Annotated in this window: 18 protein-coding genes; 13 read left to right on the top strand and 5 right to left on the bottom strand. The window is 70.8% G+C overall.

The features are described 5' to 3' along the window. Positions 1-23 precede the first annotated feature (23 nt). From M4V62_RS10005 to M4V62_RS10015, 3 genes are all read right to left on the bottom strand, one after another. Complete coding sequence (locus M4V62_RS10005; protein ID WP_249586888.1) at positions 24-278, bottom strand: response regulator transcription factor; 255 nt, start codon at positions 276-278, stop codon at positions 24-26. A 399-nt stretch (positions 279-677) separates the two neighbouring features. After that, the gene (locus M4V62_RS10010) at positions 678-1,496 is read right to left on the bottom strand and encodes an IclR family transcriptional regulator (protein WP_249586889.1); all 819 of its coding nucleotides are present in this window, start codon (positions 1,494-1,496) and stop codon (positions 678-680) included. A 216-nt stretch (positions 1,497-1,712) separates the two neighbouring features. After that, a complete protein-coding gene (locus tag M4V62_RS10015; protein ID WP_249586890.1) occupies positions 1,713-2,357 on the bottom strand; it encodes a winged helix-turn-helix transcriptional regulator in 645 nt (214 codons plus the stop codon). An 84-nt stretch (positions 2,358-2,441) separates the two neighbouring features. Here M4V62_RS10015 and M4V62_RS10020 point away from each other — a divergent pair, with 84 nt between their 5' ends. The 11 genes from M4V62_RS10020 to M4V62_RS10070 all read left to right on the top strand — a co-directional run bounded on the left by M4V62_RS10020 (position 2,442) and on the right by M4V62_RS10070 (position 12,264). Then, positions 2,442-3,653: a pyridoxal phosphate-dependent aminotransferase gene (locus M4V62_RS10020; RefSeq protein WP_249586891.1), complete on the top strand. Its 1,212-nt coding sequence runs from the start codon at positions 2,442-2,444 to the stop codon at positions 3,651-3,653. Next, on the top strand, positions 3,653-4,285 hold the full coding sequence (locus M4V62_RS10025; protein ID WP_249586892.1) for a cysteine peptidase family C39 domain-containing protein: 633 nt from the start codon (positions 3,653-3,655) through the stop codon (positions 4,283-4,285). Before M4V62_RS10020 ends, M4V62_RS10025 begins: the two co-directional genes overlap by 1 nt. Positions 4,286-4,320: 35 nt before the next feature. Further along, positions 4,321-5,547, top strand: a complete 1,227-nt coding sequence (locus M4V62_RS10030) for an FAD-dependent monooxygenase (protein WP_249586893.1) — start codon at positions 4,321-4,323, stop codon at positions 5,545-5,547. 130 nt (positions 5,548-5,677) lie between these two features. Continuing rightward, positions 5,678-6,979: a VWA domain-containing protein gene (locus M4V62_RS10035; RefSeq protein WP_249586894.1), complete on the top strand. Its 1,302-nt coding sequence runs from the start codon at positions 5,678-5,680 to the stop codon at positions 6,977-6,979. Next, positions 6,979-7,770, top strand: coding sequence for a hypothetical protein (locus M4V62_RS10040; RefSeq protein WP_249586895.1), 792 nt, complete (start codon positions 6,979-6,981; stop codon positions 7,768-7,770). The genes M4V62_RS10035 and M4V62_RS10040 overlap by 1 nt, the downstream gene beginning before the upstream one ends. 79 nt (positions 7,771-7,849) lie before the next feature. Further along, the gene (locus M4V62_RS10045; RefSeq protein WP_249586896.1) at positions 7,850-8,443 is read left to right on the top strand and encodes a histidine phosphatase family protein; all 594 of its coding nucleotides are present in this window, start codon (positions 7,850-7,852) and stop codon (positions 8,441-8,443) included. 53 nt (positions 8,444-8,496) lie between these two features. Then, positions 8,497-9,081 carry a TerD family protein gene (locus M4V62_RS10050; RefSeq protein WP_249586897.1) on the top strand — a complete coding sequence of 195 codons (585 nt, stop codon included), beginning with the start codon at positions 8,497-8,499 and terminating at the stop codon, positions 9,079-9,081. A gap of 135 nt (positions 9,082-9,216) precedes the next feature. Then, positions 9,217-10,122, top strand: a complete 906-nt coding sequence (locus M4V62_RS10055; RefSeq protein ID WP_249586898.1) for a TIGR03619 family F420-dependent LLM class oxidoreductase — start codon at positions 9,217-9,219, stop codon at positions 10,120-10,122. A 99-nt stretch (positions 10,123-10,221) separates the two neighbouring features. Then, positions 10,222-10,875 carry a hypothetical protein gene (locus M4V62_RS10060; RefSeq protein ID WP_249586899.1) on the top strand — a complete coding sequence of 218 codons (654 nt, stop codon included), beginning with the start codon at positions 10,222-10,224 and terminating at the stop codon, positions 10,873-10,875. A 42-nt stretch (positions 10,876-10,917) separates the two neighbouring features. Continuing rightward, complete coding sequence (locus M4V62_RS10065; RefSeq protein ID WP_249586900.1) at positions 10,918-11,340, top strand: acyl-CoA thioesterase; 423 nt, start codon at positions 10,918-10,920, stop codon at positions 11,338-11,340. A 111-nt stretch (positions 11,341-11,451) separates the two neighbouring features. Beyond that, complete coding sequence (locus M4V62_RS10070; protein ID WP_249586901.1) at positions 11,452-12,264, top strand: SAM-dependent methyltransferase; 813 nt, start codon at positions 11,452-11,454, stop codon at positions 12,262-12,264. A gap of 101 nt (positions 12,265-12,365) precedes the next feature. Here M4V62_RS10070 and M4V62_RS10075 read toward each other — a convergent pair whose 3' ends face one another. Continuing rightward, complete coding sequence (locus M4V62_RS10075; RefSeq protein WP_249586902.1) at positions 12,366-12,761, bottom strand: winged helix-turn-helix transcriptional regulator; 396 nt, start codon at positions 12,759-12,761, stop codon at positions 12,366-12,368. A 75-nt stretch (positions 12,762-12,836) separates the two neighbouring features. On the opposite strand from M4V62_RS10075, the gene M4V62_RS10080 reads away from it, so the two are divergent. Together M4V62_RS10080 and M4V62_RS10085 are read left to right on the top strand one after the other, a co-directional pair. Further along, complete coding sequence (locus tag M4V62_RS10080) at positions 12,837-14,345, top strand: MFS transporter (RefSeq protein ID WP_425575013.1); 1,509 nt, start codon at positions 12,837-12,839, stop codon at positions 14,343-14,345. A gap of 101 nt (positions 14,346-14,446) precedes the next feature. Beyond that, entirely contained in the window at positions 14,447-15,379 is a 933-nt protein-coding gene (locus M4V62_RS10085; protein ID WP_249586903.1) for a hypothetical protein, read from the top strand. On the opposite strand, the gene M4V62_RS10090 is transcribed toward M4V62_RS10085, so the two are convergent. Beyond that, the gene (locus M4V62_RS10090; protein WP_249586904.1) at positions 15,354-16,721 is read right to left on the bottom strand and encodes an MATE family efflux transporter; all 1,368 of its coding nucleotides are present in this window, start codon (positions 16,719-16,721) and stop codon (positions 15,354-15,356) included. The genes M4V62_RS10085 and M4V62_RS10090 overlap by 26 nt on opposite strands. Positions 16,722-16,859: the final 138 nt, after the last annotated feature.

The following is a 16,859-nucleotide window of genomic DNA, read 5'->3' on the forward strand; positions in this document are numbered from 1 at the left end:
GCGCTTTTCCTTCCAGAGAAAAACTATCCGGCTTTCTTTCGGCGGGGAACTGCACTTTGGTACAGGCGCCGACCGGAGAAGGCTACAAGCCCTGCTTGTAATCTGGATTCAACGTCCAATTTACTCAGCACCTGCGCCACATGAAACTTGACCGTGCGCTCGGCGATGTCGAGTCGCCGCGCGATGCTGCGGTTGGAATAGCCCTCGCCAAGCAGCTGGAACACTTCTGCCTCACGCGCGGAGAGCAGCGGGACTCGCCTCAACTCGGCTTGCCACACGTTCTGTTCACCCCTGGCCTGTTCACCCGATGACTGTTCACCACGGTCCTCGCGGACGGGACCAGCACCTCCCGCCCCGTCTTGCGACGCGTGCGGACGGACAGCGACTGCGCGGACCAAGGCAACCCCCCTGACGGCGAATCCGGAACACGAGTACTCCGGCTTTCCACTTCCCGAGTATTGGCCACCGGCACCTCGGTTTGTCAAGAAAGGCCGTCCCTCTCCCGCAGGGTGAGAATGCGAGCGAGGTGAATCCCGGCACGTGAGAAACGGCGGCCGTTTCTCACGTGCCGAGATACGAATATTTCGTGAACGCCGCGCCACCCGCGGGATAACCGCCCGGCTATTTGTTTCGGCGGGATGACGCGGGAGTTTCGGATATCAGAAGGAGCGCCGCAATCAGAAGGAGCTGGGAGTCTGCGCCGACCAGGCGCCGCCCCCTGTCTCGGTGAACACGTCGGCGGCCTCCTTCATGGCCATCAGAACGCCGACCGGCCACTGCGGCATGGCGTCCTTGGGCTTGAGCACCGAAACGGAGCCCATGATGAGCCCGTCCCAGCGGACCGGCGCGGCAAGTCCGTTCCAGCCGGCGGCGCACTCCTCCGAGTCGGTGGCCACGCCCTGCTCTCGCACGGCCTTGAGGGAGGCGAGCAGGGCGCCCTCGTCCCGGAACACCCCCGGGCCCGCCTCCACGGGAGGCGGCTCGGCAAGGACGCCCTCCTGGATGACCTCCGGCAGGTGGGCGAGGATCGCCCGCCCGCAGGCGCCCGTACGCAACGACTGAAAGACCGTCAGGAGGGCACGCCGGCTGATGCCGAGCTCCGCCAGGTCGGAGTCGCCGACGGCCATGTCCAGGCACTGTTTCCTGGCCCCGCCGAACGGGGCGAGGCCGAAGAGGAACACGAGGCCACCGTCGGTGGCCTTGCGCAGGCTCTCCAGTACCTCGTGCGTCACATCGGTGTTGGGTGCGTGCGTGAGTGCTTTCAGACCCAGCCGCGCGGCACCGGGGCCGAGCCGGTACAGGCCGCGCCCCTCACGGACGAAGATGCCGTCGCGAATACCGGACTGCAGAATGCGATGAACCGTCGAGTCGTCGAGGCCGGTCGCCTCGGCCAATTCCCCGGGGCCGTGCACCTGCCCTTCGAGCTCGGTGAAGGCACTCTGGACCCGGAAGACCCGGACGGCGTGATTGCTTCCTTGACTACCGTTCTTGGCCATGTTCCCCGTTCCCCTGTTGGGGCGCCCTGGCTGACGCCACCGCCCACGCCAAAAGACGACATGGACCCTTACGACCCTAGTGCTGCGCGCCCGGGATGTTCGACTGGCCGATCATGAACACTGCGGCACACGCGTTAGGACGTTCGGAGGAGACGCACGGGGCCAACCCCGTTTGGCCGGAACCCGGTTACGGGGGTGATCCCGGTCACGGCGGGCTCAGGACGCGCGCAGCGCCTTCGCGAGGACTCCGTCGCCCGTCAGCTCGATGCGGCCCGCCCGCACCCCTTCCCCCACCGTGAGGACTCCCCCGCTCACCGCCACGCACGTCTCGGCGTCCATGACGATGCGGGCGTCCGGCTCCGCGGGCGCCGGGCCGTCGCCGCAGGACTCGCCCGCGCCCCCGACCCGTACATGGAACTCCCCCTCGTCCAGGCGCACTTCAAGCACACCCTCGGCCCCGAGCCCCGCCAGGCCGCGCAGCAGCGGCAGCGCGAACCAGTGGGCGCGGACCGCGTCCGTCGGCGCGCGCTCCTGGAGGGCGGGCGCGCCCCAGGTGGCCAGCGCCTGGAGGACCGGGAGCAACTCGCGTCCCCGCTCGGTCAGTTCATAGACGTACACCGCCGACGGCGGGGGCAGCCGGCGGCGCGTCGTCAGGCCATCGCGCTCCATGTCCTTGAGCCGGGACGCCAGGACGTCCGTGCTCACGCCCGGCAGATCGGCGTGCAGGTCGGTGTAGCGGCGCGGGCCGACCAGGAGTTCCCGGACGATCAGCAGGGTCCAGCGGTCACCCACGGCGTCGAGGGCGCGGGCGGCGGCGCAGTACTGGTCATAGCTTCGGCGGGACCTGGGTGCAGGTGGCATGCGACTCAGTCTATGCAAGTTGTTGGACTTTCCAAGCTCCAGCTTGGTAAAACCAAGTAACTCACGTCACGGGAGGCACAGCGCATGGAGTTCCGGCAGTCCAGCAAGCTCAGCGAGGTCTGTTACGAGATCCGGGGTCCGGTCATCGAGCACGCCAACGCCCTGGAGGAGGCGGGCCACAGCGTCCTGCGCCTGAACACCGGCAACCCCGCGCTCTTCGGCTTCGAGGCGCCCGAGGAGATCGTCCAGGACATGATCCGGATGCTCCCCCAGGCGCACGGCTACACGGACTCGCGCGGCATCCTCTCGGCCCGCCGCGCCGTCGCCCAGCGCTACCAGGCACTCGGCCTCGACGAGGTCTCCGTGGACGACGTCTTCCTCGGCAACGGCGTCTCCGAGCTGGTCACCATGGCCGTCCAGGCCCTCCTGGAGGACGGCGACGAAGTCCTCATCCCCGCGCCGGACTTCCCGCTGTGGACCGCCGTGACGACCCTCTCCGGGGGCAAGGCCGTCCACTACGTGTGCGACGAGTCCGCGGACTGGTACCCGGACCTGGACGACATGGCGTCGAAGATCACCGACCGGACCAAGGCCGTCGTGATCATCAACCCGAACAACCCCACGGGCGCCGTGTATCCGAAGGAGGTCATCGAAGGCATCCTCGACCTCGCGCGCCGCCACGGCCTGATGGTCTTCGCCGACGAGATCTACGACCAGATCCTGTACGACGACGCCGTGCACCACAGCGTCGCCGCCCTCGCCCCCGACCTCGTCGTCCTGACCTTCTGCGGCCTGTCGAAGACGTACCGCGTCGCGGGATTCCGCTCCGGCTGGCTGGTCGTCACGGGCCCGCAGCAGCACGCGAAGAGCTATCTGGAGGGGCTGACCATGCTCGCCTCCATGCGCCTGTGCCCGAACGCCCCCGCCCAGTACGCCATCCAGGCCGCGCTCGGCGGCCGGCAGTCCATCCGTGAGCTGACCGCTCCGGGCGGCAGGCTGCACGAGCAGCGCGACATGGCGTGGCGGAAGCTGAACGAGATCCCCGGCGTCTCGTGCGTGAAGCCGAAGGGCGCCCTCTACGCCTTCGCCCGCCTGGACCCCAAGGTCCACCCCATCCACGACGACGAGAAGTTCGTCCTCGACCTGCTCCTCCAGGAGAAGATCCAGGTCGTCCAGGGCACCGGCTTCAACTGGCCGCGCCCCGACCACTTCCGCATCCTGACCCTCCCTTACGCTGACGACCTCGACGCGGCGATCAGCCGCATCGGCCGCTTCCTCAGCGGATACCGCCAGTGATGGCACGAGATGCCGGGGGCCGTGTGTCGCTCTGTTCCGCCTGCCAGGTCCCCTCCCACACCCAGTTCGCCTCGCCCGACCTCGTCGAGCGCATCGTGTACGGGGAGCTCGACCGCGCGGCCGACCCGGCCTGGGCCGAGTCGGGCGCCGTCACCCTCGACGACTACGCGCGCTGGTGCGGCCACCTGTGCGGCCTGACGTGCCTGCGGATGGCGCTCGGCCCGTCCGCGCCCTCGCTCTTCGAGCTGCGGGACGGCGCGCTGAAGTACGGCGCGTACACGGAGGACGCCGACGGCACGATCCACGGACTCGTCTACGCCCCGTTCGCCGAGTACGTGCGCGACGTGCACGGCGTCAACGCCACGGTGCACCGGCACCTGACGGTGGCGGAGATCACCGCGCTGCTCGACGAGGGCCGCTCGGTGATGGTCTCGGTGCACTACGAGATCCGCCGTCCGAACCGGCCCTCTCCCGGCCGGGGCGGCCACCTGGTGCTGGTCACCGGGCGTTCCGCGGACGGGGGTCTGCACCTGCACAACCCGTCAGGGATCGACGCGGGGACGCGGATGGCGGACATGTCGCTTTCGGACTTCGAACCGTTCTTCGCCGGACGCGGAGTGTCCCTGCGCTGACAGAGGGTCATCCTTCCTGCCAGGATGGCGCGATGATGCGTGGAGGCAGGGTCGCCATCGTGGGTGGGAGCATCGCCGGATGCGCCGCCGCACTCGCCGCGTACCGCGGTGGCGCCGATGAGATCACGGTGTACGAACGGGCCGCGGGCCACCTCGCCGACCGCGGTGTCGGGCTCGCGGTGCACAACTCCCGTTACGCGGAGCTGGACTCCGCCGGGTATCTGGACGCGGACATGCCGTGGGTACAGCTGGAGCGGCGCCGCTGGTATGTGCGGGACGGGTCGGCGGCCGGGCCCCTCGGTCACGAGATCGGGGCGATGGCGTTCCCTTTCCGTACGTACAACTGGGGCCCTCTGTGGCGTGAGTTGCGCGGTCGCGTGCCCGATTCCGTGGTCTTCCGGTCGGGCGTGGCGGTGGAGCAGGTGCGCACGGCCGGCGAGGAGGCCGAGGTGGACACCGCCGAAGGCACCGAGCGCGTCGACCTCGTGATCGGCGCCGACGGCTACCGCTCGGTGGTCCGCGCGGCGGCCTTCGCCGGCGTGCGTCCCGCGTACGCCGGATATCTCGCCTGGCGCGGCGCCTTCCCCGCGGACCGGCTCACGGACCCGGAGCTGTGGGCGGAGGAGGACTGCGTGTACGTCGTCTTCCCGGGCGGCCACGCCATCGTCTACCGCATCCCGGACGGCGTCGGCGGCCACCGCGTCAACTGGGTCCTGTACACGGCACCGCCGCCGGACCTCGACCTGGGGCTCGGCCTGGACCTGCGGCTCACCGCCCCCACCAGCCTGCCGCCCGGCGGTCTCACGGAGGCCCTCTCCTCTCATCTCACGTATGTGTGCGACGAGTTGCTGCCGCCCTACTGGGGCGACCTGGTCCGTACGACCACCCCCGACGAACTCTTCCTCCAGCCGATGTACGACTACACGGCCCCCCGCTACACCACGGGCCGGGTGCTCCTGATGGGCGACGCCGCCACCGTCGCCCGGCCGCACACCGGGGCGGGCGCGGTCAAGGCGCTGCAGGACGCGACGGTCCTGGAGTCCGCCTTCGCCACGGCCACGACCTGGCCGGACGCCCTCGACACGTACGACACCGACCGCACGGTCGCCGGTGCCGCGATGGTCGACCTCGGGCGGCGCCTCGGTCACTCGCTCGTCGAGGAGACGCCGCCGTGGCGGTCGATGGACCAGACGGCGCTGGAGACGTGGTGGAAGCAGGCTGACGGGGGCGGGACGTTCGGGGGACGTGCGCTGAGGCGGTGACCAGTGGTGACCAGCGGCGGCCATCGGTGACCAGTGGTGACCAGTGGTGACCAGTGGCGGCCTCGGCGGGTGAAGGCTGATACCCACCTACCGGTTTGGGTATGCACGGCAAGATCAATAAGATCCGGCGATGATCACAAGACAACGGCTGGCGGCCGGGGCCTTCACCCTGCTCGCCGCCTTGACCGCCGGACTCGGCACGGCGGGTTCCGCCGCCGCCGACGCGGATGAACCGGCACAGCCCTCCCCCAAGGTCGAGCTCGTCCTCGACGTCAGCGGTTCGATGCGGGCCCGCGACATCGACGGCAAGTCCCGGATGGCGGCGGCGAAGCAGGCGTTCAACGAGGTCCTCGACGCCACACCGGACGAAGTCCAGCTCGGCATACGCACGTTGGGCGCCAACTACCGGGGCGACGACCGCAAGACGGGCTGCAAGGACACCGAGCTCCTCTACCCGGTCGCGGAGCTCGACCGCGCAGGCCGCACCGAGGCGAAGACCGCGGTGGCAACGCTCGCGCCCACCGGCTGGACGCCGATCGGCCCGACTCTCCTCAAGGCCGCCGACGACCTCAAGGACGACAACGCCGAGCGCAGCCGCCGCATCGTCCTCATCTCCGACGGCGAGGACACCTGCCAGCCGCTCGACCCCTGCGAGGTGGCCCGCAAGATCGCCGCCGAGGGCATCCACCTCACGGTCGACACACTCGGCCTGGTGCCGGACGCCAAGACCCGCGACCAGCTGAGCTGCATCGCGGAGGCCACCGGCGGGACGTACACGTCGGTGCGGCACACCGATGAACTCTCCGGCCGCGTCAAGCAGTTGGTCGACCGCGCCGCGGACCCCGTCGCCACTCCGGTGGCCGCCGAGGGCGCCGCCCAGTGCTCCGACGCCCCGAAGTTGAACGCGGGCGTCTACACCGACCGGGAGAAGTTCGGCGAGCACCGCTGGTACCGCGTCGACGTCAAGCCCGGCCAGGAGCTGCGCGCCTCCGTCAGCGTCGGCGCCGACCGCGCGGTGAACCAGGACTACGGCGTGCTTCTGCGGGCCTCGACCACGCACGGCCGCGAGATCGTGCGCGGCTCAGAGGCGGGTGACGGACGTACGGACGTGATCTCGACCGGCCTGCGCTATCCGAAGCCGGAGGGTGACGACGACGAGGGGACGGACGAGGGCGAGCCCGCCCCCGAGACCGTGTGTCTCCAGGTCAGCAACTCCTTCTCGGCGCCCGCCTCCGTCAAGACGACCCCGGGCCTGCCCGTCGAGCTGGCCGTCGACCTGGTGGACGCGCCCGACGAGGCGTCGGACGTGGCGTCCTTCGGCCTGGGCAACGGCTGGTGGCTGCTCGGCGCGCTGATCCTCACCGGCTTCCTGGCCGGTCTGGTCTGGGGCTGGGTCTCGCGCTGGCGCTTCGCGGTCTGGAGGACCAACTGATGCGTAGGACACGTGTGTTGAGCAGAGCCGCTGTGCTGACCGGCGCGGCACTGCTGACCCTGGCCGGGACGGCGGGCGCGGCCTTCGCCGACAGCTCCGACAGCTCTGCCGATGACAACAAGCCGACGGAGGCAGGTACGTCCTTCCGCACGGCGACGGCGATCCAGCCGGACCAGGAGGCGACGGCGGAGGCATCCACCGGCGACTACCTGTACTGGTCGTTCCCGGCGGACGTCGGACAGCGCGCCACGGTGCACGCGACGGTGAAGCTGCCGGAGAGCGCCGCCCGGCACGGCGACTCCACCTGGCAGGTCGATGTGTACGACGGACTGCGGCGCCACCAGGCGTGCCGGTTCGGCGCGCAGACCAGGACGGCGGCGCAGGACGCCGCCACGGTCGAACTGTCCTGCACGCTGCGCACGGTGCGCGGCTGGGCCGAGCCCTGGTCCAACGACCCACTGCCCGGCACGTACTACGCACGCCTGACGGTCACCGACCTCAAGGCGGACGACCTCGGCCTGCCCATGCAGGCCTCGACCAAGGTCACGACGACCGACGCGGGCGGCGCCCAGGCGGTGGACGGCGCGCTGGCGAAGCCCTTGGTGCCGGGCGTCGGCACGAAGATGGAGGCGGCGTCCAGCGAGCCGGAGGACGGCTGGGCCTCCGGCTGGTGGTCGTCCCGCTGGCTGTGGACGGCGGCCGGTGGCGTACTCGGCGCCCTCGCGGGCATCGGAGGCTACTGCCTGACGCGCGGCTCGGGCCGCCCGGCGCGCGTACCTGCGGGGATGTAGCGGGGATCTAGTCTCGGTGGTGGCCGGACCGGGCCTTCCGGTCCGGCCACCACCGAGACAGAACAGGAAGTTGCGCACCATGGGTGACCTGCTCCTCGTCCGGCACGGCGAGACCGAGTGGTCCATGTCCGGGCAGCACACCAGCTGGACGGACATCCCGCTCACCGACAACGGCAGGGAGCAGGCGCGGGGGCTCGCGCCGCTGGTCGGGAGGTTCCGGATCGGCGCTGCGTTCGTGAGCCCCCGGGAGCGGGCACGGGACACCGCGGCGTTGGCGGGGTTCCCGGACGCCCGGGTGGATCCCGATCTGAGCGAGTGGGACTACGGGGCGTACGAAGGGGTCACGACGGTGGAGATCCACCGCACCCGCCCCGACTGGTTTCTGTTCACGGACGGAGTGGCTCCCGGCCCCGCCGAGCACCCGGGTGAGACCCCGGAGCAGATCGGCGAGCGGGCCGACCGGATGCTCGCCAAGGTCGACGCGGCTCTGGCCAACTACGAGGCCAGCGTGGTCCTCTTCGCCCACTCCCATTTCCTGCGGGTGCTCACGGCCCGGCGCCTCGGACTGCCGGTCTCGGGCGGGGCGTTGTTCCAGTTGGCGACGGGGACGGTCTGCCGCCTCAGCACGGAGCATGGGCGCCCGGTGGTGGCGAGCTGGAACATTCGCCCGTAAAACCAGGCACACTCTGTCCCATATAGCTCTCTCACCACCAAGAAGGATCACGAATGATCACGCTCAAGAAGGAAGACGGACCGGCTGATCTCGGCGGAGTGACCCGTCTGTCCATAGGTGTGTCCTGGGACCCCACCGTCGGCAGCAGCGGTGGACTCATGGGGAAGCTCCGCCAGAAGGCCGGCACCGACCTCGACCTGATCGCCATCGCGATGTCCGGGGCCGACCCGGTGCGCCTCGCCGGTCTCGACTCGCTCGACCCGCTGGGCAACGGCTCGCTGGTGCACAGCGGCGACAACCAGACCGGCAAGGGTGACGGCGACGACGAGACGGTGACCGTCGAGTTCGAGCGCGTGCCGGACAACATCACGTCGATCGTGTTCGTCGCCGCCGCGTACAAGAAGCGCAGCGCCTTCCAGAACGCGCGCAACATCAGCTTCAAGGTGTACGACGCCACGGGCGGCAGCACCCAGCAGGTCGCCGACATCTGGCCGAGCCTGCTCACCAACGACAACGGCTGCGCCGTGGCCAAGGCGATCCGGGACGGTGCGACCTGGAAGCTCGAGGTCATCAACGAGACCGGGAAGATCAAGCAGGGCGACGAGCAGGCCCTGATGCGCTTCGCCATGAGCAAGTAGCGGACGTCCGGGCCGGCCGGTCTCCCCGGCCGGCCCGGTCGATGTCAGGGTCTGCGCGGTCGATGTCAGGGTCTGCGCGGTCGACGTCAGGGCCCGGTTCGACACGCACCCCGAAGATCATCAAGACTTGCGGCCATGCGATACGGCGTGAATCTCCTCAACTTCGGCTCCGGCACCACCCCCGACTCCCTCGTCCGCCAGGCGACCGACGCCCGCGACATCGGGTTCGGCTTTGCGATGATCTCCGACCACATAACGGTCACCCCCGACGTGCACGCGGTCTATCCGGCCCCGTTCTACGACCAGTTCGTGCTCGCCGCGCATCTCGCGGGCCGCGTACCGGGGCTGCGGCTCGGCACGACGATCACCGTGATCCCCTACCGCCACCCGCTCCAGACCGCCCGGCTTGCCGCCAACATCGACCAGCTCAACGAAGCCGGCTTCATCCTCGGCGCCGGTGTCGGCTGGTCCCGTGCCGAGTACGAGGCGCTCGGCGTCCCCTTCGAGGAGCGCGGCGCCATCACGGACGAGTACCTCACCGCGATCCGCGCCGCATGGGCCGAGGAGACGACCTCCTTCCAGGGCCGGTACGTCTCCTACGAAGACATCCGCAACGCCCCCGCCCCGGCGACCCCCCTGCCCGTCTGGGTCGGCGGCAACTCCCCCGCCGCCCAGCGCCGCGCGGCCCGCCTCGGCGAGGGCTGGCACCCGTTCATGCCGACGCTCGAAGCCGTGCGGACGGCGCTGCCCCGGATCGCCGCCGAGGCCGAGGCCGCCGGGCGCCCCGTGCCGGACCTCGTGCCCCGCCTCCAGCTCCGGCTCACCCCGCAGCCGGACACCGCGGAGCGTCCCCTCGGGCACGGCAGCGTCGACCAGCTCCGCGCCGACCTGGAGGCGCTGGCCGAGCTGGGGGCCACGGACGTCCTGCTCGACACCTACCCCGGTACGCCCGACGAGCGCGGCTCCGCCGACGACGACCGGCGCACGCTCGACCTCGTGGCCGAGAAGGTCGTCGACCTCGCCACGGGAACAGTTCGCTGAGCCGGCAGACGGCGGACAGCTGAGGTCCCGCGGCCGTTGTCAGTGGCACGAGGCACTATCGGAACCAGGCGGAAGAGGACCTGGGGAAGAGGTGGGCTCATGACGAAGCCTCCGACGGCCGCTCAGCGGCGGATCATCGAGGCCGCGGACCCGGCGACGGGCCGTCTCACCGGGAGCGAGGCACAGCTGGCGGGGCTCGTGCGCCACCGCCTCGCCTTCCGGCACCCCCGTCCGCCGCACGCCTATTTCCTGACGCCCACGGGCCATCGCGTGCGGGAGGGCACGGAGAGCGGACCCGCTGCCGAGGCCCCCGGCCCTCCCCCGGCCGCGGCCCCCGCTCCCTCCGGCCTCTTCGCCGCCCGCACCGGCACCGAACCGATACCACTGTCGGGAGCCGAAGGCCCGGCCCGCGCCCGCGACGTACGCAGCGCCTGGGAAGGGCTCCTGGAGATGCGCCGCATGACCAATCCGGACGGCGCGCGCGACCGCCCCTGTGCCTGGGAGCGGACGCATCTGGTGCAGGCCGCCGCGCTTGCCCTGGAGGCGGCGGGCTGCCCGCCGGGGCCCGACGGCTATCGGGTGGGCGAGACCCCGCAGCCCGAGGCCGTCGCCGTGCGCGTGGCGGCACCGGAGGGGCTGCGGGCGTGCGCGAGCGCGCTGGAGGCCGCGGGCTGGCAGGTCAGCGAACACGCCGAGCGGCCCCCCGGCGCGCGCTATCTCCTCGCCTCGCCCCGGAGGGGCCAGAGACACTGAGCGCCGCAGAAGTGACCGAGTTGAACCGTTGAAGGGAATGCCGTGACAGACCCGTTTTCCGTGAGCATCAGCGTCCGTGGGTACGAGACGGACTCGCAGGGCCATCTCAACCAGGCCGTCTATCTGCAGTACGCCGAGCACGCCCGCTGGTCGGTGCTGCGCGCGGCAGGCATCGAGCAGGCCGACCTGCTCGCCAAGGGGGTGGGCCCGGTCGCCCTGGAGAACACCATCCGCTACTTCAGCGAGCTGCGCGCCGGTGACGAGGTGGAGGTGACCTGCGTCTTCGTGTGGGGCGAGCGCAAGACGTTCCGCATCGAGCAGTCGATCACCAAGACGGACGGCACCAAGGCCGCCGAGCTGCGCTCCGTCGGCGGCCTTCTGGACCTGGGCGAACGGCAGATGGTGGCGGATCCGCGCGAGTACTTCAGGGCGCTGGCCGACGACCCGGCGGTGATCGGTCTCTGAGCCACCTCTCACCGTTGGGCCCCGTTTCCGGGGATCGGGAACTAGATTGGCGGGTGATCGTTCTTTCAAGTACCCAGCAGGAGCAGGACCGCTCACCCACAGGAGGCCCCCGTGTCGGACCGTGACCCCCAAGCCGACGCCGCCGAGGACATACGCGCGCGCATCGACACCACGACGCCGCACTCCGCGCGCTTCTGGAACTACTTCGTGGGCGGCAAGGACAATTACGAGAAGGACCGCGAACTCGGCGACCACATCAAGGAGATCCACCCCGGCCTGGTCGACGTGGCGCGCCTGAGCCGCAACTTCCTCGGCCGCGCGGTCCGGCACCTGGTGACGGAGCAGGGCATCCGCCAGTTCCTGGACATCGGCACGGGCCTGCCGACCGCCGACAACACGCACGAGGTCGCCCAGCGCGCGGCCCCTGACTCCCGGATCGTGTACGTCGACAACGACCCGCTCGTCCTGGCCCACGCCCGCGCGCTGCTCACCAGCACGCCCGAGGGCGAGACCGCGTACATCGACGCCGATCTCTACGACCCCGAGGCGATCCTGCGGGCCGCGAGCGCGACCCTGGACCTCTCCCGGCCGGTCGCCCTGATGATCCTCAACACCCTTGGCCACGTGGGTGATTACGCGCAGGGGCGCGACCTCGTGTCCCGGCTCATGGCGGGTCTGCCGTCCGGCAGCTATCTGGTGATCAGCGACAGCACCGCCACCAGCGACGGCATGATCGCGGCGTCGAACGCGTACAACAAGAGCGGCGCGATCCCCTACCACGTGCGCAGCGTCGAGGAGATCACCGGCTTCTTCGACGGCCTGGATCTTGTCGATCCCGGCGTCGCCCAAGTCACCCGCTGGCGCCCCGATTCCGAGGACGCGACGCCCGTCGACGCGTACGGAGCGGTGGCCCGCAAGCCCTAGCTTCCGCTGGGCTTCCGCTGGGCTTCCGCTGGAGACCCGGTGATCGATCCGCGGGCCGGTGGGGGCTTGTCGCGCAGCTCCCCGCGCCCCTTACGGGGCGCTCACGCGTCCACAAGCCCCCGCTGCTCGTCGTAGTCCGCCCGCGACTGCGCGATCGTCACCCGGTGCCGCTCCGCCCACCCCGTCAGGGTCAGCAGCGTGCCGTGCAGTTCCTGTGCGACCGGCGTCAGTTCATACTCGACCTTCGGCGGCACCGTCGGAAACACCGTGCGCGTGAGCAGGCCGTCGCGCTCCAGGTTCCGCAGGGTCAGGGTCAGCATGCGGCGGCTGATGCCCTCGATGCTGCGCTCCAGTTCGGTGAAGCGGATGGGCCCGTGGGCCGCCGCGACCAGGATCGGGATGCTCCATTTCCCCACCACCCTGTCAAGAACTTCGCGCAGCGGGCACGCCTGCGCGTTCACCACCTGCGCCGTAACACCGGTGTTCCCTTGGGACATCGAAGTTCCTCCTTCTCGCGGCCTCCATGGTCACGCACGATGAGCCCCGTTACAAGTCGTGCACCTATGCAGTTCATGGAGGTTTTCGTCGTGTCCGATGCCAAGGCTCAGGCCCCGTCCGCTTCACCACGTTCCCGCCGGGCGTCGCTCGCCGTGCTGTCGTCGGGTCTCCTGATGACGATCATCGACGGCAACATCGTGACCGTCGCGATGCCCGCCATCCAGAACGACCTCGGCTTCTCGGCGCCGGGCCTCGCCTGGGTCGTGAACGCCTACCTCATCGCCTTCGGCGGACTGCTGCTCCTCGCCGGACGCCTCGGCGATCTCATCGGCCGCAAGCGGATGTTCGTCTCGGGCCTCGCCGTGTTCACCGCGGCGTCCGTGCTGTGCGGAGTCGCCACCGACCAGGGCCTGCTGATCGCGGCACGCGCCGTGCAGGGCGTCGGCGGGGCGATGACATCGGCGGTCGTACTCGGCATGCTGGTGGCCCTCTTCCCCGAACCGCGCGAACAGGCCAAGGCCATCGCGGTGTTCAGCGCGGTCGGCGCAGCGGGCGGTGCGCTCGGCACGTTCCTGGGCGGCGCGCTCACCGAGACCCTCAACTGGCACTGGATCTTCCTGATCAACCTGCCGATCGGGGCCGTCGCGCTCGTCGCCGCGGTACGCGTCCTGGCGAACGACCGCGGCACGGGCCTCGCCGGGGGCGCCGACTACCCGGGCGCCGTACTCATCACCGGCGCCCTGATGCTCACCGTCTACACGATCGTCGGCTCCGGCGAGCGCGGGACGCCCGCCACGCTCGCGCTCGCCGCCCTCTCCCTCGCCCTGTACGCCGCCTTCGCCGTCCGCCAGACCCGCACGGACCGGCCCCTGCTGCGCCTGCGCGTCTTCCGCTCCCGCACGCTGACCGGCGCCAACGCCGTGCAGATCCTGATGATCGCGGGCATGTTCGGCTTCCAGTACATCGGCGCCCTCTACTTCCAACGGGTCCTGGGCTACGGCGAATTGAAGACCGGGTTCGCGTTCCTGCCCGCCCCCGTCGCCATCGGCGTCCTGATGCTCGGCCTGTCCGCCCGGGTGATCGGGCGCTTCGGACCGTACCGTTCGGTGCTCGGGGGCCTCGTCCTCATCACGGCGGGCCTCGCGCTCCTCGGCCGCCTGCCCGCCGACGGTTCGTACGCCGTCGACGTGCTCCCCGCGATGCTGCTGCTCGGCGCCGGGTTCGCCGCGGCGATGCCCGCCGTGACGGGGCTCGCGATGGCCGGGGCGCGCGAGGAGGACGCGGGCCTCGCCTCCGGACTCTTCAACACCACGCAGGTAGTGGGCGGTTCACTGGGTCTGGCTGTCCTGACCACGCTGGCGGCGAGCCGTACGGAGGGTCTGCTCGCGGACGGCGAAGAGACCCTGGCGGCGACGGCCGACGGCTACCGCCTCGCCTTCTGGGTGGCCGCGGGCGTCGCGGCGGCGGGCATCGCCTTGGCGGCGACGCTGCTCCGGCCGGAGCGCGGGACGACCGGCACCGCCACCCCCACCCAGGAACAGGAGCCGGAGAAGAAACAGGAGCCGGCGCGAATCGCCCCTTAGGCCAGTCCAGGTACCCCCCTTGCCTCCCGGCGGCCGGACCACTACGGTCCGGCCAGCCGCGAATCTACGCGCGTCACGCACCGAGCGAGAGGCCCCTGACCATGCGTAAGACCGTCCTGACCGCAATTGCCGCCCTGGGCGCGGGAGTTGCCGTGGTGCTCAGCACCGGCCTGTCCTCGGCGCAGCCGGAAGCCGGCTCATGGCAGCAGGTCGGGGCCGACGTGAAGTCCGGCATCAGCGGTCTCGCCGTCGCCTCGCGTTCGGGTGACACTCTCCACGCCCTCGTCGTACGCGACAACAAGCGGCCCGGCGACAACCGCATCGCCGACGTCGTCTACCGCCCCGGCCAGGCGGCCACCGTCACGCCGATCACCTGGCAGGGCGGCGCCGAACCCATCGACCTGGAGGCGCTCGACGCGGTGCCTGGCACGTCCGACGAGTACGTGGCCGTGGCAAGCCGCGGGCTCGCCTACCACCTCAAGCTGATCGACGCCGGTGAGGCCGTGCGGGTCCTTGACGTCGCACCGCTGCCCGAGATCGGCGCGGGCGACGACTTCGAGAGCTTCACCCTCACCTCGCGGCACGGGAAGACGGCCGCGGTCTGGGCGGACCGGGGCGCGGGCGCGGACCGCCCGGCGACGCTGTACGCGGCGCCGTTCTCGATCAACTCCTACGGTGAGTCGAAGTTCGGCGCGGTGAAGAAGGCGACGTTGCGAGCGCCGTACCCGCGGGGGGACGTCCGCCATGCCTCGGACATCGAGGTGACCAAGTCGGGCCGCCTGCTGGTCAGTTCGGCCTCCGACGCCGGGGACGACGGGCCGTTCGACTCCGCCGTGAGCGACGCGGGCAGGCTGTCCGTCGCCCCCTCGGGGAAGGTCCGGCTGTCCGTCGACAGGTCGCCCGAGGTCCTGGAGAAGTTCGAGGGCCACAAGATCGAGGCCGTGCACTGCGTCCCCGGATCCGGCCTCGCGGCCCTCGGTACGGATGACGAGAACGCGGGCGGCTCCCTCAGCACGCGCCATCTCTGCGACTGACCCCGGTGCGCCCCACACGCCCGGTGCACCCCACACGCCCTACACGCCCCGCCCGCCGGTAGAGGCGGGCGACCGCCGCGCACTGCAGGGCCATGGACCCCGCCATGGCCAGGCAGATGCCCGGCAGACCGAGCCCCAACAGGGCGTAGTCGAGACCCAGTTGGACCACCACCCCGCACGCCGTGATGCGGGCGAGAGCCGGGCTCCCGCCGCTGCCCTCGAACACCCCGCCCAGCGCGATGAAGCAGGCCAGCAGTACCAAGTAGGGCCCCAGGCACCGCAGATAGAGCGCCCCCGCCGCGGCTACCTCGCCCTCGGCGCCGAAGCCCCGCATGATCCACGGCCCGGCGGCGAGCAGCAGCAGCGCCGCCGCCAGACCCAGCGCCCCGGCGATGAGCAGCGCCTGGCGCCCGACGGCCGGCCGCTCGTCGCGTCCGGTGCCCAGAAGATGGGCGGTGTGGATGGCGGCGGCCTGGCGCACGGAGTAGAAGGCCATGGTCGCCAGATACATCGCCTTGGTCGCGATGCCGTACGCGGCGACCTCGCCGACGCCGATCCTGGCGACGACCGCGACCAACGCGAGCGCGCCCGCCATCCGTACGACGAAGTCGGCCGACATCGGCAGCCCCGTGGCCGCTGTCCTGCGGGCGTCGGCGCACAGACTCTTCCCGCTCCCCTCGCGGGGCGCGGCCCGCAGCAACGCGTTGCGGCGCAGCGCGAGGAGGCCCCAGAGCAGCGCGACCGTCCGGCCGATGACGGTGGCGATCGCCGCCCCGCGTACACCGAGGTCGAGGCCCAGGATGAAGAGCGGATCCAGGACGAGGATCAGGCCGTTGGCCAGGAGCGCGAGCCGCATCGGGGTGCGGGTGTCGCCCGCGCCCTTGAGGATTCCGTCGACGACGTTCGTGGCGAAGTAGACCGCCGTTCCCGGCAGCGCGATGGCGAAGTAGCCGGTCGTGAGCGCGAGCGCGTCGCCCTCCCCGCCGCCGAGGACCAGCCGGGCCAGCGGCTCCCGGCACAGGTAGCCGCCGACGGCCACGACGGGCGTGATCAGCGCCCACAGTGCCCAGCCGCCGCGCACCGCCGATCGCAGTGCCGCCCGGTCCCGCGCTCCCCTGGCCCGCGCGACCAAGACCGTCGTACCGGACCCGGCCATGAGGATGACGCCGAGCAGCAGGTTCTCCACATTCGTGGCGACGGCCACCGCGGCGACCGCGTCCCCGCCGAGCCGGGCCACCCAGACCATGTTGATGATCCCGGCCGTGACCCCGGCGAGCAGCTCGAAGTAGACCGGGTACGCGAGCGACACGAGTCGGCGCCGGTGTTCCTGCGGACTCTCCATCCGCCCCCCTCTTTCCGCTGTACCTCGATTCGAGGTACAGCGGAAAGAGATAGCATCAACCGCACGCGGTGGACAAGGGTGCGCCGCCCATGACGGGCGCGCGGAAAAGGCCCGGAAGCGGAGAAGCTGAGAAGCGGA

Origin of the sequence: Streptomyces durmitorensis, assembly GCF_023498005.1 — a bacterium.
Classification (GTDB): domain Bacteria; phylum Actinomycetota; class Actinomycetes; order Streptomycetales; family Streptomycetaceae; genus Streptomyces; species Streptomyces durmitorensis.